At 47.0% G+C, this 21,581-nt stretch carries 19 protein-coding genes; 5 read left to right on the forward strand and 14 right to left on the reverse strand.

The genetic code is table 11. The features are described from left to right. Nucleotides 1-314: 314 nt before the first annotated feature. Nucleotides 315-1,232, forward strand: a complete 918-nt coding sequence (locus R7Q11_RS13915) for a leukocidin family pore-forming toxin (RefSeq protein ID WP_005376731.1) — start codon at nt 315-317, stop codon at nt 1,230-1,232. Between the two features lie 75 nt (nt 1,233-1,307). Continuing rightward, the gene (locus R7Q11_RS13920; protein ID WP_225466527.1) at nt 1,308-1,991 is read left to right on the forward strand and encodes a topoisomerase I; all 684 of its coding nucleotides are present in this window, start codon (nt 1,308-1,310) and stop codon (nt 1,989-1,991) included. A gap of 65 nt (nt 1,992-2,056) precedes the next feature. On the opposite strand, the gene R7Q11_RS13925 is transcribed toward R7Q11_RS13920, so the two are convergent. From R7Q11_RS13925 to R7Q11_RS13990, 14 genes are all read right to left on the reverse strand, one after another. Further along, a complete protein-coding gene (locus tag R7Q11_RS13925; RefSeq protein WP_130545155.1) occupies nt 2,057-2,761 on the reverse strand; it encodes an ABC transporter ATP-binding protein in 705 nt (234 codons plus the stop codon). 22 nt (nt 2,762-2,783) lie between these two features. Continuing rightward, complete coding sequence (locus tag R7Q11_RS13930; RefSeq protein WP_225466528.1) at nt 2,784-4,067, reverse strand: ABC transporter permease; 1,284 nt, start codon at nt 4,065-4,067, stop codon at nt 2,784-2,786. A gap of 2 nt (nt 4,068-4,069) precedes the next feature. Next, on the reverse strand, nt 4,070-5,284 hold the full coding sequence (locus R7Q11_RS13935; RefSeq protein WP_149192479.1) for an ABC transporter permease: 1,215 nt from the start codon (nt 5,282-5,284) through the stop codon (nt 4,070-4,072). Then, complete coding sequence (locus R7Q11_RS13940) at nt 5,281-6,552, reverse strand: TolC family protein (protein WP_191115999.1); 1,272 nt, start codon at nt 6,550-6,552, stop codon at nt 5,281-5,283. Before R7Q11_RS13940 ends, R7Q11_RS13935 begins: the two co-directional genes overlap by 4 nt. After that, nucleotides 6,545-7,678, reverse strand: coding sequence for an efflux RND transporter periplasmic adaptor subunit (locus R7Q11_RS13945; RefSeq protein WP_064354161.1), 1,134 nt, complete (start codon nt 7,676-7,678; stop codon nt 6,545-6,547). The genes R7Q11_RS13940 and R7Q11_RS13945 overlap by 8 nt, the downstream gene beginning before the upstream one ends. A gap of 217 nt (nt 7,679-7,895) precedes the next feature. Further along, entirely contained in the window at nt 7,896-8,456 is a 561-nt protein-coding gene (locus R7Q11_RS13950) for a GNAT family N-acetyltransferase (protein ID WP_086046924.1), read from the reverse strand. A 3-nt stretch (nt 8,457-8,459) separates the two neighbouring features. After that, nucleotides 8,460-8,885 (reverse strand): GNAT family N-acetyltransferase, encoded by a 426-nt coding sequence (locus tag R7Q11_RS13955; protein ID WP_161440840.1) that lies wholly within the window; start codon nt 8,883-8,885, stop codon nt 8,460-8,462. A 19-nt stretch (nt 8,886-8,904) separates the two neighbouring features. Further along, nucleotides 8,905-9,660 (reverse strand): class I SAM-dependent methyltransferase, encoded by a 756-nt coding sequence (locus R7Q11_RS13960; RefSeq protein ID WP_086046926.1) that lies wholly within the window; start codon nt 9,658-9,660, stop codon nt 8,905-8,907. A 25-nt stretch (nt 9,661-9,685) separates the two neighbouring features. Continuing rightward, the gene (locus tag R7Q11_RS13965; RefSeq protein ID WP_005376705.1) at nt 9,686-10,318 is read right to left on the reverse strand and encodes a class I SAM-dependent DNA methyltransferase; all 633 of its coding nucleotides are present in this window, start codon (nt 10,316-10,318) and stop codon (nt 9,686-9,688) included. 161 nt (nt 10,319-10,479) lie between these two features. Then, entirely contained in the window at nt 10,480-10,995 is a 516-nt protein-coding gene (locus R7Q11_RS13970; protein WP_064354164.1) for a protein disulfide oxidoreductase, read from the reverse strand. Then, nucleotides 10,992-13,103 carry a protein-disulfide reductase DsbD family protein gene (locus R7Q11_RS13975; RefSeq protein WP_225466529.1) on the reverse strand — a complete coding sequence of 704 codons (2,112 nt, stop codon included), beginning with the start codon at nt 13,101-13,103 and terminating at the stop codon, nt 10,992-10,994. The genes R7Q11_RS13970 and R7Q11_RS13975 overlap by 4 nt, the downstream gene beginning before the upstream one ends. A 64-nt stretch (nt 13,104-13,167) precedes the next feature. Beyond that, a complete protein-coding gene (locus tag R7Q11_RS13980) occupies nt 13,168-13,566 on the reverse strand; it encodes a hypothetical protein (protein ID WP_033905718.1) in 399 nt (132 codons plus the stop codon). A 102-nt stretch (nt 13,567-13,668) separates the two neighbouring features. Then, nucleotides 13,669-14,271 (reverse strand): response regulator transcription factor, encoded by a 603-nt coding sequence (locus R7Q11_RS13985; protein WP_033905719.1) that lies wholly within the window; start codon nt 14,269-14,271, stop codon nt 13,669-13,671. A 25-nt stretch (nt 14,272-14,296) separates the two neighbouring features. Next, nucleotides 14,297-16,129, reverse strand: a complete 1,833-nt coding sequence (locus tag R7Q11_RS13990; RefSeq protein ID WP_042523068.1) for a sensor histidine kinase — start codon at nt 16,127-16,129, stop codon at nt 14,297-14,299. 178 nt (nt 16,130-16,307) lie between these two features. Here R7Q11_RS13990 and dsrO point away from each other — a divergent pair, with 178 nt between their 5' ends. Genes dsrO through R7Q11_RS14005 form a run of 3 tightly spaced genes read left to right on the forward strand, consistent with a single transcriptional unit; the run spans nt 16,308 to nt 21,312 of the window. Next, nucleotides 16,308-17,075: a sulfate reduction electron transfer complex DsrMKJOP subunit DsrO gene (gene dsrO / locus R7Q11_RS13995; RefSeq protein ID WP_042523070.1), complete on the forward strand. Its 768-nt coding sequence runs from the start codon at nt 16,308-16,310 to the stop codon at nt 17,073-17,075. After that, nucleotides 17,072-18,202, forward strand: coding sequence for an NrfD/PsrC family molybdoenzyme membrane anchor subunit (nrfD, locus tag R7Q11_RS14000; protein WP_042523072.1), 1,131 nt, complete (start codon nt 17,072-17,074; stop codon nt 18,200-18,202). The genes dsrO and nrfD overlap by 4 nt, the downstream gene beginning before the upstream one ends. A gap of 17 nt (nt 18,203-18,219) precedes the next feature. Continuing rightward, entirely contained in the window at nt 18,220-21,312 is a 3,093-nt protein-coding gene (locus R7Q11_RS14005) for a tetrathionate reductase subunit A (protein WP_171342888.1), read from the forward strand. The last annotated feature ends 269 nt before the right edge of the window (nt 21,313-21,581 follow it).

The raw sequence follows: 21,581 nt of genomic DNA on the forward strand, positions 1-21,581 counted from the left end.
GCTAACATTTATAAAATTCACTTTTATCAATAAAAAAGCTCAATATAACATTAGAAAATCAAAATTAAGCAATAACTTAAAAAGGCAAGACTTAATAACCAAATTCTTATTTATTATAGTTGAGAGGTGAATTTAAAAACTATGAGACATTAATCCCACGAATCTATCCTTTTTCTTTTTTTAATAAAAAACAAGATGCACTATTTCACCGCTCATTTATTGAGCTTGAATTTATAACCTGTCCATAATTATAAAGTGCCCATCAAGATAGTTTAAAACAAAAGTCTTTATGGGCTGACTAATAGGAAACAATAATGGAAAAACAGCATCTTTCCGCGAGTATTATCGCACTCGCTTTACTTGGTTCTTTAGCACCAGCACATGCTGAAGATACATTAAAATCTTACACTTCGACGTTGCTTCAGCTTGATGATGGTGATGCACGCTCGAAAAAAATCCGCTTAATTTATTCTTTAGAAAATGTCTGGAACCAATCTTTACTACCAAATGGCGCTAAAGAAGCTAAGTTGATCCTAAATGGCGGCTCTGGCTTCGACATGACTAATGTTCCAAACAAAGAACAAATCTATGGTTTTGCCACTGGGGGAGATTACCGTTACACCGTTCCAACGGCTTTTAAGCTAGCACTGAGCTATTTAAATGGCGCCCCTTTACGCCACATGAGCCATGCTCCCGAAAACACCATTGCAACGGCATCTGTCAGTGAGTCTCTAGATTTTAACCTTGGATTCAGTGCTTCTACTTCTCCAAATATTAGTGGGGGAATCTCCTGGAGCAACCGTGTAACGTACGACCAGCCAGAGTTTCAAACGGTTGCCGATTTTAACCAAGCTAACGAAAGCATTAATTGGTTAATTGAAAACAAGACTATCCGCCATAATACGCCAGCTAAAGACTGGTTATTGTATCGTTGGACCAGTTGTGACATGGGTAATTTGATTGATTACAATGAGTTACCTGTCGTTATGCGTTCAGACTTTAAACCACAAGTCGGCGTCGTATATAGAAAAAATGACATTCAAGATGGCCTAGATACATCAGAGGTCAAGCTGGTTGCTGGTTGGCGAAAAACCAATTACTACTTTGGTCGCGACTGGTGTAGCTGGTATACCACACCAGAAAATACCTGGAAGAAAAATCGTGATAGCAGTCAATGGACAGAGACTAGCCGAGCCGTAACTATCTCTTGGAATGACGATCTCTACCACTAACTTATTAGCCTGCGGCCACGGAATAAATAAGTGGCCGCCGTATTTACTAATGAAATAAACGGTAAGACATGACACATGACAAGTAACAAAAAACTCTTGACTGGATCGGCGCTAGCACTTGGTGCAGTACTCGCCATATTTCTGATTAATTCAAATAACAAGAATGCCCAGACCGAACCTGTTGCAAGACTTGACGAGCAAATCAAGACAGAAGACGCTGCGACAATAAGTGTAACGCCTCCTGAGAGCAATGCTGCTCAAAAGGTGGTTACCACTCCAACACCACAAAGTGGCAATGATGATACTTCCGACGTCATTCCAGCTACACCTTGGATATCTGCCCCATTAAATGAACTGAGCAATGAACTGTACGATTTTATTGAAGCTGAACAGGTAAGTTACATCAGTACGACCGACTATCCATTCGACGAGCAAAAGCAAAAACAATTGCGAACATTAGCTAAGCAAGGGGTTCCTATCTTGTTTGACAATACGGAGTCATCCTATTTGGATAGCTACGGTGTCAGCGAAACCAAAGTCGTATCAGAGTATTTTGGTACGGCGTCTGAAGGTGATGTCATCATCGCTACCGGAGTACAGAATGCAGATGGCAGCATTCATTATCTAGTTTTGCCTTTGAAGAGCAAAGATCTCAACGATAACAGTAAATTGATTAAGGACACTAAGCTCGCAATCACTCTACTTAAAGAACAAAAGCATGACTTGATAAAAGAGAGACAAAACGAACATCGCGAATAAAAGTAAAGGGAGATAGCCTCTGTATCGCTATTTCCCTTAAAACTCAGTTCTCAATTAAGAAAAGCTCATTTCTCCCTACTTACCGGCACCCTATCCGAAATTACCTTGCCGTCTTTGATGGTGATGATGCGTTTAGTGCGCTCTGCCAGAGCGTTATCGTGCGTCACGATGATCAATGTTCTGCCTTCAGCGTGAAGTTGATTGAACAAGGCTTCAATCTCTGCGCCGGATTTTGAATCCAATGCACCCGTTGGTTCATCCGCTAAGATGATTTGCGGATCGTTGACCAAGGCTCTGGCGATAGCAACTCTCTGCTTTTGACCACCAGAAAGCTGGTTTGGTTTATGGTCTAAACGATCCCCTAGCCCGACTTGCTCTAGCAATTTAGCTGCGCGCTGGCGACGTTCTTTGGCTTTGATGCCAGAGTAAACCAACGGCAGTGCCACGTTATCAAGCGCCGTCGCGTATTCCAATAAGTTAAAGCTTTGGAAGACAAACCCGATCTTTTGGTTACGAATGCCAGCCAACTCATTCGCACTTAAACTTGCTACGTTTTGGCCGCCAAGTTGGTACTCGCCATCGGTGGGCTTATCTAAACAGCCGAGCATGTTCATTAGCGTTGATTTACCCGAGCCAGACGGGCCAAGAATCGAAAGAAACTCACCTTGATTAATGGTTAAGTCTACGCCGTCTAGCGCGCGAACTTCCGCCTCCCCGCTTGAGTAGTATTTACAGATGTTGGTCAGCTCAACAAGCGGCTTGTTCGACATGTTCTTTCCAGAGTTATTGTTGTTATTCACTTTGTAGCGCCTCCAACGGGCTGACTTTTGCGGCTCGGTTTGCAGGTAACCATGCAGATGCCACACCAATGATCACTAAGGTGAGGATGACAATCGCGACAACGACCCACGACAACTCAGGGACAGGTTTACCCAGTTGTTCATAAAAAGCATTGCCCTCTAAAGGAATGGAACTGATGGCAGACACCAGCGCGTACGTCACGGCTAACCCAAACGCCCCCCCCATCATCATTGTCAATAAAGACTGTACTAAATAGTGCATGCGAATAGCCGTTGGGGTTGCACCGACTGCCATGCGCACACCGATATCACGCGTAGATCGCTTTACGGTTGCATACATCACATTGGCGATGCCAACACCAGCAACAGCTAACGTCACGAAGCCGATAATGCCAAGGAGACTCTGCAAACCTATCAGAAACTGCTGCATACTCTTTTGCTTAAGGAACATATCATCGACTTGGACGACCTGTTCATCACTGACACTTGCCCCGTGTTTACGGGCAATCACTTGCCTGATCGTCTTTGCTAAGGCTTCTCGGTCTACATCCGCTTGTGGCTGCACATTGATGCCACCAATTTCACCGTTGACATGAAATCGCTTCCACGTCGCTAACGGCACAAAGCTGGAATAGTTGATAAGATCCCCCAGTTCTATTTGGGCGCTGTTTTTCTCCAATACGCCCACAACAGTGAACTCCTCATTGCCGATTTTTACCTTTTTCCCCACAGGGTTGACTTGCAATGTGACTGTCGCAAACCAACTAAAGTCCTCATTCGGGTTGAATAAGTCGGCTGCCAGTTCATAACCCAGTACAACGACTTTGCGCGTCTCTTTTTGATCGAGTGGGTTTAACCATCGTCCCCCCGCCATCGGCACCAAATTGGTCATGGATTGAAACTCGCTCGTGACCGCTAACGGCTCTTGCCATGAGCTTCTGTCACCAACGGTGATGCGCTCTTTCCACTTCGCAGTTGGCGCAACACTTTTTACATCGGGTAACGCTCGAACGACCTCTGAATCGTCCATTTTTAATGTCAGAAATTTACCTTGGTGAAAAGCACCGTGGTCGACGGTGGCCATCCCTCCGGTCAAATAAATCAAGTTGCCGTTACCATTTTGTGCGGTTTTCAATACGCCCTGACGAATACCCTCACCTACCGCCAACATAGCAGCGATACAGAGGGTCGCCCACGCTACAGCCAGAATGGTCAAACCCAATCTCAGCTTTTCTGCAGCCATTTCTTGGAAAATTTGTCTCATCGGTAACAACATGACTAGGCCCTCGCACTCAAAGCAATGACTGGCGTGAGACGCGATGCTCGCCTTGCTGGGAAATACGATGCCATCAATGCCAAGATAAGCGTCACAAGTAAAGACCAAGCAATGGAATCTGGCGTGATCACAGGCAAACCAATCCATTCCGGTAATGCCATGCTGCTTAAGACAGATACCACGGCATACGAAAACATCAGACCTAATGCCGTGCCCACGGCTACCAAAATAAGCCCCTCAAGAATAAACTGACTGAGTATGGATTTTTGAGTCGCCCCGATCGCCAAACGCACACCGATTTCACGCGTGCGCTCCGTGACAGATAAAAACATGATGTTGGCAACGCCAAGCGCACCGACCGCCATGGTCATCGCGCCACTCGCTCCGAGAAAAATCTGAATGCCACGCAAAATTCCACTGATGACCGCCGCACCTTCACTAAAATCGGGTAATTCGACCGCATCTTTATCACTTGGGTCAAAATGAAGCTGCTTGGCGAAAAAGTTCACGATATTTTGTCGAAATGACGATGCATCCATCCCTTCTCTCGGCTTCATCAATACCATCCAAGGTTTCGCATCCCACAAATCGCGGTACGTTGTTTGAGGAATGAAAACCGTGCGGCTATCGCCGAATGAAATGCCAGTGTCCTCACCAACGGTTATCCCAATCACCAAAAACGGAATGCCGTTGACTTTGAGCCTATCCCCGATTTGGATTCCACCCATTTGCGCAATTTGATCGCCTAACACCGCCACGCGAGTGTGGTTGTCCATATCACTTGGTGACAGGTTTCTCGAACCGGATTGCAGCTTGCGTTGCATTAAAGGAAAGTAAGACGTATCAATACCGCTGACCGTACTCGATAAATTCTGTCCTTTGAGATTGGTGATATTCGCATCCCATTTGGCGTAAACGCTCGACGCCAGTTGCACGAAGCCCGACTGTTTGATCATGTCGACTTTTTCTTGTGGAATATCAATTTGTCGCCTTGAAGGTAATCCTTGCCACGGTTTACTGGTGCTCGATGGAAACACCACTTGCACATTGTTGATCATAAATGAAAACGACTGGGTCTGATGGCGATAAAAGCCTTCGCCAAGTGCGATTAACACCACCACAGAGATCACGCCCCAAGCAATCGCGATAATGGCTAGCACGCTCTTCATGCGGTGCGCCATCAACGTTTGCCAAGTTTGCTGCAACAGGCTGCTCATGAATGAAAAGCCCGAGAGATCAACGCCATGGTATCGTCATCGAGTTTCCCTGCGGTTTGCAGTAAGCCGATTCTCTTACGCCAATAGCTGTACAAGTTGGTTTGCAGACTGTTTTTCGCCTCAAACAAGCTGTTGTGTGCACTGATAACTTCCGACACTTCAAGCAGGCCAGCATCGTAAAGTTTCTCTTTGCTTTGCAACACTCTGGCGCGCGACTCAACCAGCTCATTCGCTATTAAAACTTGATTCCAATTGATATCGACCCGCGTAAACTGCTGAATAACTCGTTTCTGAATATCAATTTCCACTCTACGCATATCTTGCTTGGTGCTTAAAATGTTCAACGATGCTTCGTCCACTTTCGCTCGCACTGCACCATTGAGGTCAATCGGCAAACTCAAACTAATCCCAGCGTTAAACTCGCCGTTTGAACGATTGTCACCATCGCTGTAGCCCACACTGCCTTTGACGGTCGGGTAGTATCCACCTTTAGCTGAATCTTTCGCGAACTCGCTCGCTTTCACCATCTGCGCCGCCACCAACAGCTCTGGACTGCTGTCTTTCGCCAGCTTTAGCCATTGCTCCTGGGAGTCCACCAACATCGGCGGCTGAATTAAAGAATCCGTTCGAATTTGGTCGACACTCTCCGGCATTTGATTGATTAACGCGGCAAGCTCTGCTTTTTTCACTTCGAGATCGGCTTTTGCATTGAGGATACTTGCTTGCTCAGAAACTTGATTCGCTCGCATTTCTTCGACATCAACCGACTTCACTTTGCCTGCTCGATAGCGTTTCTCGATGATGTTGAGAAGCTCCTTCCCTTCTTCCAGCTTGGACTGCGCTAATTTGAGGTCGCCCTGTGCGCTTGCCACATCTAGGTAAGCAGTGAGAAACTTCTGCGCAAGCTCGTTATGCGATTGAGATAGCTCTAACTGTGCTTTGAGATAATTGGCATTCGCTTGATCCAGTTCCGACCACAAACTGCTATCCCAAATAGTTTGAGATAAGGTAGCACCGTAACTGTTGGAATGGCTTGAGGACTCATTCCAATCCGCTGACGCACTAGCACTTAAACCCGGTAATAACGCACTGCGGCTACTCTGTACGCCAACCTCGCCAAGCTGGACGCCGATTTTCGCTTTTTCGTAATTTGGATCGTTCTGCTTTGCTTGTTGCCAAGCTTGTTCAATAGAAATTGCGTAGGTCGGCAAACTGAGCGTGGCAGCCAACAATGCAAAGGCGATTGTTGATCGTTGCAGCTTAACCATGCACCGCTCCCATCATACTGTTGTCGATAACCTCTTCATCAAGCTCCACGCCGTCAAGCACTTCGACATTGATGCCATCTGACAGACCGAGTTTCACAGGTTGTTTATGAAACCCTTGTTCTGAGCTATCGGGGATCAGAACATTCGGTGCGTCACCATCAAATTGCAGAGCGCGCTCCGGTAGCGTGAGCACGTTTTCAGAAGTCTTCAGAATGATTTGAGCCGTCGATGAAAAACCAGAACGAAGCAACACATCTTGTGGGATCTTGAGTTCTCCCACCTCAACCTCAAAACCGTTATCAAAACTTTTTGCCGAGGTATTGCCCTCTGGTGAGTTGAGGTTCTCAGATTGAATCGCCACTTTGGTTAGCACACCAGAAATCGCCACATCAGGATAAGGCGCAACCGTCAACATAACGGGCATTCCCGGAGACAACTGCGCAGCATCATGCTCACTGACGCTACCTTTAAAAATCAGACTGTTCATGTCGGCCAATGACATCATTTCAGTCGCGGCTTGGCTTGATTGAGTCGAAATGATCGGCTCTCCGACCTCAACTTTCTGGTTGAGTACCGTGCCATCAATTGGCGCGTAGATCGTCGACGTTAAACGCGCATCGCCGATCGACGCCTCACCACTGCGGATGAGTTCGAGATTCTGGCGCTTTTGCAATACGTCCGCTTGCGCAGATTTGACTGCCGAGCGCGCACTTACGTATTCGTCGTAGTTACTTGGAATAATATCCTGCTTGACCAAGCTTTCTAAGTTGGACATTTTTTGTTTGGCGGATTCCAGATCGGCTTCGCTACGCATGAGTTCTGCCGATGCATCCGTTAATGCTTGGGGGGTTGGGTTTGGACGCACTTTGATCAGCGGTTGGCCTTGCTTCACCTTTTCACCAACTTTCGCGTAAATTTCACCGACGATACCGTCGATTTGTGACTTGATAGACACGGAGTGTGCAGGGACAATTTTACCAACAGCCACCGCTTGTTTTTCAATCGTGCCTTTTTCCACAATCAATGTAGGCAGCAATTCTGGTTGAGCAGCAGATTGGAGATAGAAATACGTACCACCGCCGAGCAGCGCGAAGCTCACAGCGGAGACAAACCAACGTTTCGTCATTATTTATTCCAACAATTATTGGGTAGTCTAATGACTACTCCTAAAACACAAAGTTGAAGGAATAATATCCTGCTTTAATAGCGGTTTGGTTGTCACAGTTGGTATGGTTTTGTCAGTCGGCTCTGACAATCAAAAACTAAAGAATCATTCAGCAAAGACGTTGTCTACGATGGCGACTAACAAGCTCTGTAACCGCTCGTTTCAACCGCCACCCTTTTCATTCTGAACAATGTGCAAAATGGCGCTGTTCAATATCCTCCAATCGCATATCCATACAGTCTTGCGCCTCACGTCCTAGAGCAGGAAAAACTGCATGCGCTTTTAAAATGCCTTGGCTGATAAAGCCGCATTTCTCCAACACACGGATATTCGCGTGGTTGCCAATATGCGGGGCGGTGCGAATGCGCGTTATACCCAAGCTTTGCAGGTAGACAACGCCAAGTTTGCAGGCTTGGGTTGCATAGCCTTTTCCCCGATAGCGAGCAGAAATACCAAAATGGATTTCACTGCTGTCTTGCTCAGGTATCAGCACCAGACAACCAATAGGAGTTTGAGAAGTGAGTTCTTCAATAGCGAAGACTAAGAGATTGGGAGACTTTTGATCATATTGAGCACACCATCTTTCGATAGCTTCAAGGGTTTGATTAACATTTTGGTGGGCTTGGCGATTGAGGAAGCGGCATGCTTTCTCATCGCCTAAATAGTTTTCAAACAGGGGAGCAGCGTCTGTTGTTTTGAGGTATCTGATTGCCACTTGTTGAGATTCAACTCTCATCATGATTTAGCTCTGATAAACATTCGGTTTCCAGATTTGCATAAAGTTTTCTACTGGAGCAATAGGAGTGAACCCAAACTGTTCGTACAACCCATGAGCATCGCGGGTTGCAAGCATCATACGGCGTAAGCCTTGTAGTTCTGGATGAGCAACAATTTCTGAGATCAACCACTTACTGATGCCTTTACCACGGTGTACCTCCATAACAAACACATCGGCAAGGTACGCAAACGTGGTACGATCGGTAATTAACCGAGCAAAAGCAACGAGTTGATTTTCATCATCCAAAACCGCGAAACAGAACGAATGGCGCAATGACTTCTCAAGGCGTTCTCTTGGAATGCCCTTTCCCCAGTAACTGTTTGAAATGAACTCGTAGATAACGTCTAAATCCATGTCATCTAACGACGTAGTAATTTGAAATCCTTGCATTGTATCCCTCAACATTGATTTATATTTTCTTAGCCACACAGACAAGCGAGTTGGCATTCGCCTCAAATGCTTGCGCTGACCAAGACTGGTACTTCTCTATGATTCTGAATCCCGCTTGTTCAAGGAAAACCTCTATGTCTTCCAGCGGACGATATTTTAAATCAATGCTGGAATACTCAATCGTTCCACCTTCAAAATGGCGCTCTTTCTTCAAATACATGATGGATGTTTGCAAGTCATACTCGGCCTTCATACCTAAATAATTCACTTCACCATAGGTTGGAGAAACATAGGTTTGCCACAGTGCCATCTCATTATCCAGTTCTAGATTCTCTGGCGTTGGTAACCGCGTATCGAAGACAAATCGCCCACCTTTTTCGAGGTGTCTTGATATTGAGCTCAGTGCACCTGCTAGCATCTCATCACTTAAAAAGGCTTGGAATGCATTCCCTGTCATTATGGCTAGGTCAAACTTCTTACCTAACGAAAACTGGGTTGCGTCGAGATGAAGAAAACGCAAGTTACTCCTGCTTTTGGCTTTGTCCTTTGCGTGTTTGAGCATCCCTTCAGAAATATCAATGCCAATGGCTTCGTTGAGTTGCTCAGAGACTGGAATCGTGACAATGCCGGAACCACAACAGACATCCAGTACACTTCGAGCATTGGTTTCTTCGATTAACCTTGTGATAAAAGCAATGTCGTGATGGTAATGCTGGTCGTATTGAGCATCGTATTCAATGCCAGACCCGAACTCGGTTAAATCTTGTGTTTTCAAAAACAATCCTTGTTTGTTACTTATTTCAGCGGTGTGACTTTTTCAGCTCTAGCATCAAGTATCGACACACATAACCAACACCAGATACGTAACCAATCACATTTTCTAGGGAAACCACTTCCAACCCCGCTTGCTGACAGAGTTGCTCAACTTCACTTTCGGTATATGCCGTATGCACGACCGATCCACTATAAGTATTTCGAGGCAAATCTTGTCCATCCGGATCGTGGTATTGAAAGCTGATAAAACATCGTCCATTCGCAGTTAGCTTATGCGAAATGCACTCCAGAAGTTGTTGAGGCTCTGCTAGAAACTCAGTAAAACCAAGTGCGGTGATAAGGTCGAAGGTTTGTTCAAACAAAAGGGAAAATGGCTCATCGAGATTATGAACCGCGACGCTTTGATAGAGGTTAGTTTGGCGCGCTTTATCAACCATTTTGGACGAGATGTCTAAGCCATGGATGGCGAGTTCTGGATAGTGACTTTTTACGACATGGCCGATACTGCCAGTCGCACAGGCTAGGTCGAGAACCGAGCCTTGCTCGATGGGAAAGGTTTTTAACTTCTCAGAAATCCAACGTGGACCGACGTAGTGACTGTCATCCACCAACTTTTGATAACGATCCGACACATCATCATACATTTTTGCTACGTTCATCGTTTCCTCCTTGATAACCAGAACGATGCTCGAATGTAGCACGCAATAAGCATCTAGACACTTATTGGTTAACTAGTTCTTTATGGTATGTGACCGACTGGTTGTTTAGGACAACAAAAAAATCCGATACTCAATATTTTGAATATCGGATTGTTATTGCGTTATCGAGCTAACCAAATTCTCGCTAATATTCCTATCGGAGTAGTAACGCCAGTTGTGACGGAGGAAATTTCACCATTTCTTAAAACATAAATGGTTGGGGTCACGCTAATTTTCCATTCGCGCATAATATCGCTTGAAGGATCGTTTATGTTTTCGAAACGATATTCTTTTGCCCTCATAAACTGCGCCACACGCTCATTCGGTCCCGACGATCCAGAAACGCCAACTACGGTGTAGTCATCACTCAGCCAACTCACGCTTGGGCTTACAAATTTACAAGCGGGACACCAAGTCGCCCAAAAATAAACAACGACAGGTTGTTCATAACTTTGCGCGATTGCATCGAAGTATTCACCATCGCTCAATACGGAGCTCAATGGTGGTGACTCCTGTTTAGGAATATCTTTAGTGCGATACCAATCCATCGCGATAGAAATCGCGGTGACAATGAGCACCATCTGTACGATTTGAATGAGCCAATATCGGAATGTTCTACGCTGCTTTGTCGAACTCATTGAATAGCTCCCCCACTCGCTTGCTTCACCGCACTTAAAACAACATCATCAGTCAGAATCACAGGTAACGGGATACCTTGTGGCGCTGCCGGGCCATAGACGATGTTAAACGGCACACCGTAACGCCCATGAGCTCGTAAAAAGTCAGTTACCGAGCCGTCCGGATGTGTCCAATCCCCTTTTAACGTCGCTACATTAGGGCTTTGCAGCAATGAGTAGACAGGATCTTGCCAGATCACACCGATCTTGTTCGCTTTACACGTGACACACCAATTCGCAGTGACATCCACAAACACCACTCGCCCATTATTGACGTGATCTTCAATCGCCGAGTTAGAAAGCTTCTGCCACGCTAAGTCCTCAGGAAGCGGTGTCGCCCATTGGTCGGCAGTGATACTACCAAGTAGCAGCCCGCCAGCAATTAAGATAAGCGATGCAGAGCCGGATAGCACGAGTGCTTTATCGCCATGAACGCGTTTAACGCGAATCATCAGAACAATAAACGCGACTAAACCGGCGAAAATGACCCAAAACACTGGGAGGTGATTGGCCATCAAAGACAGTAGCCAAACGCTGGTGGCCAACATCATCACACCAAATACGTTTTTGACCACGTTCATCCACTGACCCGGCTTCGGCAATTTAAGCGCAATACTTGGGAAAATTGCCACCATAATCCAAGGCAACGCCATCCCCAACGCTAAGGCGGTGAAAATAGCAAACAGCGTAACCACATCGGCACCCAAAGCAAACGCCACGGCCGTTCCTAGAAAAGGCGCGGAGCAAGGCGTCGCAAGCAATGTGGCAAACATACCTTGAACATAGTGACCAACTAGGGAGTTATCACCTTTCGAGGCTAGCCATGTATTGGTACCCGATGATAGACGGACTTCAAACAGCCCCAGCATATTGGCCCCAAACAAAGTGGTGACCAACACCATCAAACCTAAGAACCAAGGGCTTTGAAATTGCACGCCCCAACCAATGGCATTACCTGTTAGCTTGAGCACCAAAATAAAACCAGCGAGAATCCAAAACGACGTTAAGATGCCAAGTGAAGACGCAACAAACTGAGCGCGAATTTGACGACGCTCGATACCTTGAGCGGCAACAATACTACTTAGCTTCATCCCCAAAACCGGAAGAACGCAAGGCATAATGTTAAGAATTAAACCGCCGAGCAACGCGAATAGAAAAACACTCGTTAGAGACGTGCTCGGCAGCGGTTCAACTATTGCCTCAGCAGTTGCTTGAGTGGTTTCTTCTGCTAGTAAATTGGTGTCTTTGATGGTCACAAACAGCGACTGACCATCTAACTCCACATCGCCCAGCAAAGTATCAACGATATAGCTCGCGGTGACGATGTTTCCTTCTGGATGCATTCCTTCAAGCTTGAAGCTATAGTCTCGCGTTGCTTCATCGACACCATCCACCAGCACTTGTGGTTGTTGCCAACCCTGACTGTTCTGTAGCTTGATTTGTAGTTTCGATTGGTTCGCATCCCAACTCGCCTGAGTAACATCAATAAACGGCGATGGCTGCGGCACGTTACTCACTGCTTGAGCGTAACTGAACATCACGTCTTCATCGACTTTTAGATCAGAAGGCAAGAACGTCAATTGAATTTGATAGTCGGTCAGCACACAAATCGTCGTACAAGAAGAAAGTGTCAGTACCGCATCAATCGTGACAGGTTTGGACATGTCTTCGACGTGCAGCGTCATGGGGAACAAAGTGTCGCCTTTATACCCAAGAGTCTCGATACCTAATAGTTCGAATTTTTGTGGGTGCGGCCATTGCCAATCCACTTTGGATAAATTTTGTGAATTTTGCCAATCAATAGATGGTGCTACGCCGCCCTCACCAGGTGAACGCCAGTAAGTTTTCCAGTCCCCAGCCAACTTGACGTCCAGATAACCAGTAATTGTTTTGGCTTGCGGATCTTGTTGACCAGTGAGCACAAAGCGCGTTTGCACTGGAGGATGTTGTGGGTTGGTTAGCCAACCTGTATCAGTAGTTTGAGCTGAAATACTCAGAGAGAGCAAACTCAAAGCAAGCGTCATAAAAAACATGGACGCAAACTGAGTCAGTTTAGTAATTTGATTCATAGTGATTCCTAGTTAAAAGACAAAGGTGCTAAATAACTGACGCTAGTGGTCAGAAAGCACGCTTTTATTCTCGGAACACACAGAAAGTCAGATGGACTCGATACTTACGGCCTATCGGTTCCGTCCAATGTTGCGCACCAATATAGGCACTGCACAACCAAATTGCCGAAGCAAAAAGACCCACAAACAGAACAACAATAAATACATCGAGTTGATGTTGAGAAAACTGAATTAACTTTTCAGACAATTCGCACTTGCTGGTTTCTTTAGTATCAATCGACTTGACGCTCGAACGCTCATCAGTAAGTGAAACCGCGGGCGATTCCGTCTCATATTTCATAGAGCATGACGAGGCAAAACCTGAATTTTGCATCAGACACACAACGACCACCCAGCCAATAATCGCCAGTAGCCATTTTGCCCGCTTATGTGGCGTGTGATGTCGTTTAGTCAACAAACTCATAAGAATTCAGATAAAGTAAGAACGAAGAAGGTAATACGCGAGTCGTCATAAAGCTCAAGTTGTATCCTCTAAATAGCCTTAAGAGGCTTCACTCGGTAAGCTTTAATCTAGCTTGCCATAAATATATGCCAACTCTGCGACGGTTTTTGCCGAGAACTTCTTCAATAGATTAGCTCGGTGTACTTCAACCGTTCGCATTGCTATGCAAAGTTCGTCAGCAATACGAATGTTGCGCTTTCCTTCAATGATCAAACGTAAAATGTCTTTTTCTCTAGGTGTGAGCGATTCATAAGCCGATTTAGCTGCTGCCATATCGAGGTTTGTGGCAGACTGCGCCTGTCCCTGTAAAATGGCTCGTGCCAGTTCATCGCCTTTGACTGGCTTTTGGAAGAAATTGACCGCCCCAGCTTGCAATGCATCGACCGCCATCGGGACATCACCATGCCCTGTCAGATAAATAACGGCTAACGGGCTGTTGGCTTTATTTAAAACTTGGTGCACTTGCTGACCACGAAGGTTGGGCATTCGGCTATCAAGGATCACGCATCCGGCCTGATGAATGTTCACTTTATCGAGAAAAGATTGCCCATCAGCAAAAGTCGTCACCTTGAACTCATGCTCTTCCAGCATAAAAGCGAGCGAGTCACGCACCGATTCATCATCATCGACTACAAAAACAGGTAGCTGCTTTTCACCGCTGCTCATTGAATGCTCCTATGCCTAGTTCAGATTAGTTTTGATATGGAAACACAAGCTCAACCAAACAACCATGTGGTGCTGTCGAGCTGATGACAAACTCGCCACCATGCATTTCCATCACATCGCGACAAATGGCTAACCCTAGCCCAAGCCCTTCTTCTTTGCTACTCACAAACGCTTGAGTCGGATTCTCTTGCTGCAACCCTGTACCATTGTCTAACACTCGAATAGAGAGTTGATTGATTTGGTAATCGCAATGCAGGGCAATTTTACCTTGATAGCCTGATGAGTGATATTTCTCTTGGAACAAAGTACACGCATCAATCGCGTTGCTGATCACATTAACTAAAACCTGTTGTACGCCAACTGCATCGACAAGTAACGGACGAATGTTCCCTTCTGTACTGGCCACAATAGAAATGTTTTGCTTCTGCATTCTAAAATGGAGCAACTCAATCGTGTCATCAATGAGTACTTGAAGATCGCACGACGTTTTGTCGACACTGCGCTTGCGAATCAACGTTCTTAATCGCTGAATAATTGCATCGGCTCTTTCAACTTGGCCCTGTATTTTCTCAAGTACAGGGACAATATCTTCATGTGGGCGTTTTTTGGCCAAGCGAAGTAAACCGCCTTCACTATAATTGCGAATGGCTGCCAATGGCTGATTGAGTTCATGAGCAAGACTAGTGCCGATTTCTCCGACAATCGCGACCCTTTGTGAATGTTCTAACTGTTCACTTTTCTCTTTTAATCGTAACGATGTCTGCTCCAACGCTTGCTTACTCTTGCTAAATCGATACTCAAGCCAAAAGTGGTACGCGTTCAACACAATCACAAACATGAACAGCGCCCATGCCCATTCTTGATGACTACGCAGCCAGCGTAGAGCCTCACTCCACCAAGGTTGTTGCAACGGATGGAGATCCAACGCCTGATACAGTTTGTCGATACTCAGCAAGCTGACGGGGGACGTCCAACCTGACGCGCCTGCCGCAATAACCGCAGGGTGTTCAGGTGGCATCGCTAACAATACTTGCGCAATCTGTTTGGCAATCTGAGATGAGCCGCGCTCTGTTTTGGCAAATGACCAGTTCGGATAAAGCGGTGTGGAAACAGCGCATAACGAACGCTCGTTCGGCTGTTGATTTAAAACTCGGTAATTACTCGGTTGTAAAAGCCCTTCACTTAACATCTGTTCCAATAAACAAGCAGGGACAACGGCCGCTTCCACATTGCCATCACGTAATTGATACAGGTTGGCATCAATAGGAAAACCAAGATAGCGGACATCAGAAAAGAAATCGTTTGGATTAAGACCCATTTTGACTATTTGATAGCGCATCGTGAGATAACCACCAAAGGCTTTTTCTGATACCGCTGCAACGGGACGTCCTGAGACATCTTGCACCGTTTGATAACTTGAATTGGCTCGAACCACAAGCGCCGAACCAATGCCGTAATTCGAGTTTTGTGGTGCTCTGCTGGTTAGCGTTGCCATCCACGACAGCGCGTATTGCCTGCCCAATCGCACTGCCTGACCTGGGTTGGTTAAGATGAAATCTATCTTCTGAAACTTCACCGCTTCGCCCATTTCATCCAAGTTAAGGGGATGAAGGACAAAATGCACATCGGAAATTTGCTGATTGAGCCAATCAATGGTCGGTTGCCATCTCTGCTCAGCATAAAGATGACCACGTATCGCTAACACGCCCACTTCGACTTTTTGCTTGGCCTGTGGCTGCTCTGCTTTTTGCTCTTGCATTCCTTGCAGATCTGCTTGTTCAGAAACTGCGCCCTGAGCCAAAGATGCAAAGGCAACTAAGCAAAGAATCCAAAGCTGAAGCCACAGTGCTTTTTTCATGATGAGTCGAATCGTTCCGTCAAGAGAGTACAACAAGAATAACAGCTACCTTCCCTAAACCACATTTGTTTTAGATCAAGTTTGATCTGGGTATGTGGAAATCCACAATATAAGCCTCGCGGCGCATTTCTCACAATGGAATCAGTCAATTCAAATACAACAAAAAAGCAGGTGAGTTATGGATTCCACCAAACGTCGCTTTCTCAGCGCGGTCACAGCCGGAGCCGCGTTAATTCCAGTCGCAGGCATTGGCACGGCAACTGCGGGAAACATTATTCGAAATAATCAGTCCGCTGACCGAAAAGGACAAGTCGGCAAGCGTTATGCCATGGTGGTGGATTTGCGTAAATGTGTCGGATGCCAGGCTTGCACTGTGGGTTGCAGCATCGAGAACCAAGTGCCTATCGGTCAATTCCGAACCACCGTAAAGCAATACGAAGTTACGTTAGATGATAGCTCTACAGCCACGCGAGAAGCGAAAGCCTTTATGCTCCCTCGCCTTTGTAACCACTGCGAAAACCCACCCTGCGTGGCTGTGTGTCCGGTTCAAGCGACCTTTCAGCGCGAAGATGGCATCGTCATGGTGGATAACAGTCGCTGTGTCGCCTGCGCGTATTGCGTACAGGCTTGCCCTTACGATGCGCGTTTTATCAATGAGGACACCCTCACCGCAGACAAATGCACCTTCTGCGCTCACCGTCTAGAACAAGGCCTATTACCTGCCTGCGTGGAAACCTGTGTTGGCGGAGCACGTGTAATTGGTGATTTAAATGATCCAACAAGCGAGATTCGCCGCTTAATCACAGAACATCAGGACGACATCAAAGTGCTGAAACCCAATGAAGGTACCAATCCACACGTGTTTTATATCGGCATGGATGAACGCTTTACCAGCCATATCGACGGACAACCTGCCATTTACGACCCACAAGGAGAGCACGCATGAACATCACCGAAGTGTTAGTCCAACCTCAAGCAATGGCTTGGCTCCCGTGGGCGGTGCAGTACTTCTTTTACATCGGTTCTGCTTACGCTGCCGCTATTTTGTTCCTAATCGCCCTATTATTTGAGCAACACACCAGTCATCGGTTACGCGCCGCGCTGGTGCTAACGATGGCCATCGGCGCTATCGTAGGCCCGTTGGCGTTAACTGGCGACCTTCACCAGCCGGGACGAGCTTGGCATTTTTACGTGCACATCACGCCGTGGTCATGGATGTCTCTAGGCTCGCTGTTCCTGCCTGTTTTCTCAGGTTTAGCGGTAGTGACTGCATGGCTGTATCTCCGCGAGGATCTGATCAACTTACGTAATCAGCCAGGGAAAGTACTGCCTCTAATTTCAAAGCTGTCACTGGGTGACTGGGTGCTCTCTCGTAGAGTCATGCTTATGGTATCTGTTATCACGGTGCTATCAGGCATCACCATTGCAGTCTACACAGGCGCTGAAATTGCAGTCGTTAAATCGCGCTCTTTATGGCACCAACCCGCGTCGCCGGTTCTTTGGTTTGTCACTGCATTTATGAGCGCGGTCGGATTTTCTCTGTTGATTTGGCTCTTGCTGCCTAGTCAGTCAAAGACACTGACATCTGGCGATACTAATTTACTTAAAAAATCAGTGGTTACCAGCGGTGTATTAACGCTGATACTGCTACCGATTTGGGCATCCAACAATTCCGCATTTTCGCTCTATTCTAGCGAACAGTGGATGCACAACATTGCCCTGCTCACTTTTGTCGTTTTAGGTTGTGTTTTGCTCGCTTTCATCTTCTTGCGCGATACCCAAAAGTCCGCATCAGCCAGATTTCGTCACGTCATAGGGCTCAGTTTTGTGTCTGCTGCCGCACTGGCAAGTGCATGGCTGATTCGCTGGTTTACCATCATGGAAGTGCAAATCATCGCCAAGTTCGATGCAGGGCTGTATCCATACCAACTCACTATGGATGGAAATGGCTGGATAGGCATTATCGGCATGCTCGGATTATGGCTTGCACTGGCACTGCTCGGTTCGGAGCTGGTTCAGCCAAAACAAAAGATCGAAGTAAAAGCCTCATCACTCACCTTAACTGAACGCTAATCAAAGGGGATTTCATCATGGATAACAAACGCCGTCAGTTTTTGAAATCAGGCATTGCAGTGGGTGGGCTTGGCGCATTCGCTGCGGGTTACGCCACCACCACCAAACACATGGTCGAGGGTGCGCTCGAAGGCACTGCGGGAGAAAAAACGCGTGATATTCACCACGGTAACTCGCTTGAACCAGAGTACACGGTCAACAGCAAAGGCAACCTAATCCCTAATCCAAATCAGCGCGTTGCACCATCGATGTGCTTTGGTTGTTGGTCACTGTGCGGATTGCGTGTACGCATTGATAACCGCAACGACGAGATTTTGCGTATTACTGGCAACCCATATCACCCACTCTCTCATCAGCAACACATTCCGTTCGAAACGCCAGTCAAAGGTGCTTATTTAAGTTTGGCAGGAGAAGCGGGCCTTGACGGTCGTTCAACAGCATGCGCACGTGGCAATGGGATGTTAGAAATTCGCAACAGCCCGTACCGCATTACTCAGCCACTGAAACGAGTTGGAAAACGCGGCGAAGGAAAATGGATTCCGATCAGTTACGAACAACTGATAGAAGAAGTCGTCGAGGGCGGTGATTTATTTGGTGAAGGTCATGTGGATGGCTTACGCGACATTCGCGATTTAACAACACCCGTTGATCCTGAAAACCCAGAATATGGACCGAAAGCCAACCAACTGTTAATGACCAACGCCGGTAACGAAGGCCGAGACGACATATTCAAACGCTTCGCGTTCAACAGCTATGGTACGCGTAACTTTGGGCATCACGGCTCTTACTGCGGCTACGCATTTCGTGCTGGCAGCGGCGCATTTATGAACGACTTAGATAAGAACGCACATTTGAAGCCAGACTTTGATAATGCGGAATACATCATCTTCATCGGTATGTCGCCTGCGCAAGCTGGCAACCCTTTTAAGCGTCAGGCGCGCCAACTCGCCAATGCGCGAACAGAAGGTGGCTTGGAATACACCATCATCACGCCAAGTTTGCCTGCGGGTTCATCGAGCTTGGCTGCCGGTGACAACAACCGCTGGATAGCAATCAAACCGGGCACCGACTCTGCCCTCGTGCTTGGCATGATCCAGTGGATCATCGAAAACCAACGCTACAACAAAACCTTCTTGGCGCAGCCGGGGGCAAACGCGATGAAACGAGCCGGCACCGCGCACTGGTGTAATGCTACGCATCTCGTGATAAGCGATAATCAGCACCCGAGAAACGGCACGTTTTTACGCGCGTCGGACTTGAATCTGCCATTCGAGGGCGTAGCGTTGTCTGACTCCGACCCGTACGTCATCGTGGAAGAGCAAAGTGGCCAATTTGGTGTTCATACCCAAACTGAGGAAGCGACACTGTTTGTCGATAAAACGGTTTCGCTTGCATCAGGCAAAGTGCGCGTAAAATCGTCTCTGCAAAGGCTCAAAGAAGAGGCGTTTAAATACAGCCTTGCGTTCTACAGTCAACAATGTGAGATCCCTGTAGAGCAAATCGCAGAACTAGCGAAACGCTTCACAAGCTATGGCACAAAAGCGGTGGTCGATACCCACGGTGGCAACATGCACACCAATGGGTTCTATAACTCGTTTACTATCATGATGCTCAATGCGTTGATTGGTAACATCAACATGAAAGGCGGCGCGATGGCGAAAGCGGGTGGCTACCCAACTTCCGCTGCGGGTCCTCGTTACGACTTCACCAAATTTGCTGGCAAAGTCGGCCCGAAAGGCGTCTTTTTGTCGCGCAGTAAATTCCCCTACCACAAAACCAGCGAATACAAACGTCGCGTTGAGGCAGGAAAATCCCCTTACCCAACTCGCGCACCTTGGTATCCGTTTGCAGCACCACTGCTGACGGAACACTTGTCTGCGGCTATTGATGGTTATCCATATCGCGTTAAAGCGTGGATCAACCACATGGCGAACCCGATGTATGGTGTACCCGGTTTGAAAACGCTGCTGGAAGACAAGCTTAAAGATCCAAAGCAGCTCGGTTTGATTGTGTCTATTGATGCGTTCATTAACGAAACCACCGCGTTGTCGGATTATATTGTACCTGACACGGTCACCTACGAAAGCTGGGGTATGGCAACGCCTTGGCACGACGTTCCGGTGAAAGCCGTCACCGCTCGTTGGCCGATTGTGGAAGCGCGAACAGAGAAAACCGCCGATGGTCGTTCGATTTGCTTAGAAAACTTTTTGATTGATGTCGCCAAGAAAATGCAACTAGGCGGCTTTGGTGACAACGCGATTCAAGATGCGCAAGGGAATTGGCACGCCCTCCACAGCGCTGAAGATTTCTACTTACGTTCCGCGGCAAACTTGGCTTATGTGAAAGGCGGGGTGCCTGAAGTTTCGGCAGAAGACATTGCGTGGTCCGGCCTAGAGCGTTTAATGCCAGCCATGCAGAAGACGCTGACAGCGGATGAGATGAAACGTGTGGCGTTTATTTTTGCTCGCGGTGGACGTTTTGAAAATGCAACCGAAGCGTATCAAGGTGAGCAAATGAAGCACAAATGGACACGACCTGTCGCGATATGGAATGAACGTGTCGGCAGCGCAAGAAACACCATGACCGGTGATTTCTACACGGGTTGCCCAACATGGCATCCACAAAAACTGGCCGATGGCACATCAATGGAAGACCAGTTCCCAAGCTCAGAATGGCCTTTCAGCCTGACGAACTTTAAATCCAACATTCACAGTGCGGTATCCAACCTATCGCCAAGGTTGAACTCGATTAAAGGCGTAAACCCAGTGTACATCCATCCAATCGATGCCGAGCGTGCGGGCATTAAAACGGGTGATGAGTTTGTTATCGAGACACCATCTGCAAGCACCAAAGCACTTGCGATGATAGTCAGCGGGATTCGCCCTAGCACACTCGGATTTGAACATGGGTTTGGTCATACCGAGCTAGGACAACGCTCGCACTGGATCGGCGATAAACAACAACCCGTAAAAACGCGCAGCCAAGATGGCGTCAACATTAACGACATTGGCTTAATTGATCCTACCCGAGAAGGTAAAGGTGTATTGTTGGATTGGGTAGTGGGCGCCGCGGCACGTCAGTCCTTGCCGGCCAAAATCCGCAAAGCGTAACGCCGCACGTTAAGACGTCTCTACCACTTAGAGCTGCCGATTTGTGCAGCTCTTCACCACTTTGTTTTTATAGCTTATAGAACAACCAATAAAAACAAATACGGCCATTTACACTTATTAAATATGTGGAAATCCACAATACCTTTCATTATTGACAAGGCCGACAATATCGTCCGAGTGACTACCAAGTAGCACTTAGACATATTAATAAAAATTAAAGTGAGTCAGCATGTCAAAAATTCTTCCAGTGGTGGTGGCCTGTTTGTTAG

The sequence above is a fragment of the Vibrio sp. 970 genome, assembly GCF_033339075.1.

What these genes read in the sequence shown, in the direction of transcription:
- dsrO (WP_042523070.1), top strand. Translation starts at nt 16,308, where the DNA reads ATGGATTCCACCAAACGTCGCTTTCTCAGCGCGGTCACAGCCGGAGCC.
- R7Q11_RS13925 (WP_130545155.1), bottom strand. Translation starts at nt 2,761, where the DNA reads ATGTCGAACAAGCCGCTTGTTGAGCTGACCAACATCTGTAAATACTAC.
- R7Q11_RS13935 (WP_149192479.1), bottom strand. Translation starts at nt 5,284, where the DNA reads ATGAGCAGCCTGTTGCAGCAAACTTGGCAAACGTTGATGGCGCACCGC.
- R7Q11_RS13955 (WP_161440840.1), bottom strand. Translation starts at nt 8,885, where the DNA reads ATGCAAGGATTTCAAATTACTACGTCGTTAGATGACATGGATTTAGAC.
- R7Q11_RS13915 (WP_005376731.1), top strand. Translation starts at nt 315, where the DNA reads ATGGAAAAACAGCATCTTTCCGCGAGTATTATCGCACTCGCTTTACTT.
- R7Q11_RS13970 (WP_064354164.1), bottom strand. Translation starts at nt 10,995, where the DNA reads ATGAGTTCGACAAAGCAGCGTAGAACATTCCGATATTGGCTCATTCAA.
- R7Q11_RS13930 (WP_225466528.1), bottom strand. Translation starts at nt 4,067, where the DNA reads ATGTTGTTACCGATGAGACAAATTTTCCAAGAAATGGCTGCAGAAAAG.
- R7Q11_RS13980 (WP_033905718.1), bottom strand. Translation starts at nt 13,566, where the DNA reads ATGAGTTTGTTGACTAAACGACATCACACGCCACATAAGCGGGCAAAA.
- R7Q11_RS13965 (WP_005376705.1), bottom strand. Translation starts at nt 10,318, where the DNA reads ATGAACGTAGCAAAAATGTATGATGATGTGTCGGATCGTTATCAAAAG.
- R7Q11_RS13920 (WP_225466527.1), top strand. Translation starts at nt 1,308, where the DNA reads ATGACAAGTAACAAAAAACTCTTGACTGGATCGGCGCTAGCACTTGGT.
- R7Q11_RS14005 (WP_171342888.1), top strand. Translation starts at nt 18,220, where the DNA reads ATGGATAACAAACGCCGTCAGTTTTTGAAATCAGGCATTGCAGTGGGT.
- nrfD (WP_042523072.1), top strand. Translation starts at nt 17,072, where the DNA reads ATGAACATCACCGAAGTGTTAGTCCAACCTCAAGCAATGGCTTGGCTC.
- R7Q11_RS13950 (WP_086046924.1), bottom strand. Translation starts at nt 8,456, where the DNA reads ATGATGAGAGTTGAATCTCAACAAGTGGCAATCAGATACCTCAAAACA.
- R7Q11_RS13985 (WP_033905719.1), bottom strand. Translation starts at nt 14,271, where the DNA reads ATGAGCAGCGGTGAAAAGCAGCTACCTGTTTTTGTAGTCGATGATGAT.
- R7Q11_RS13940 (WP_191115999.1), bottom strand. Translation starts at nt 6,552, where the DNA reads ATGGTTAAGCTGCAACGATCAACAATCGCCTTTGCATTGTTGGCTGCC.
- R7Q11_RS13990 (WP_042523068.1), bottom strand. Translation starts at nt 16,129, where the DNA reads ATGAAAAAAGCACTGTGGCTTCAGCTTTGGATTCTTTGCTTAGTTGCC.
- R7Q11_RS13975 (WP_225466529.1), bottom strand. Translation starts at nt 13,103, where the DNA reads ATGAATCAAATTACTAAACTGACTCAGTTTGCGTCCATGTTTTTTATG.
- R7Q11_RS13945 (WP_064354161.1), bottom strand. Translation starts at nt 7,678, where the DNA reads ATGACGAAACGTTGGTTTGTCTCCGCTGTGAGCTTCGCGCTGCTCGGC.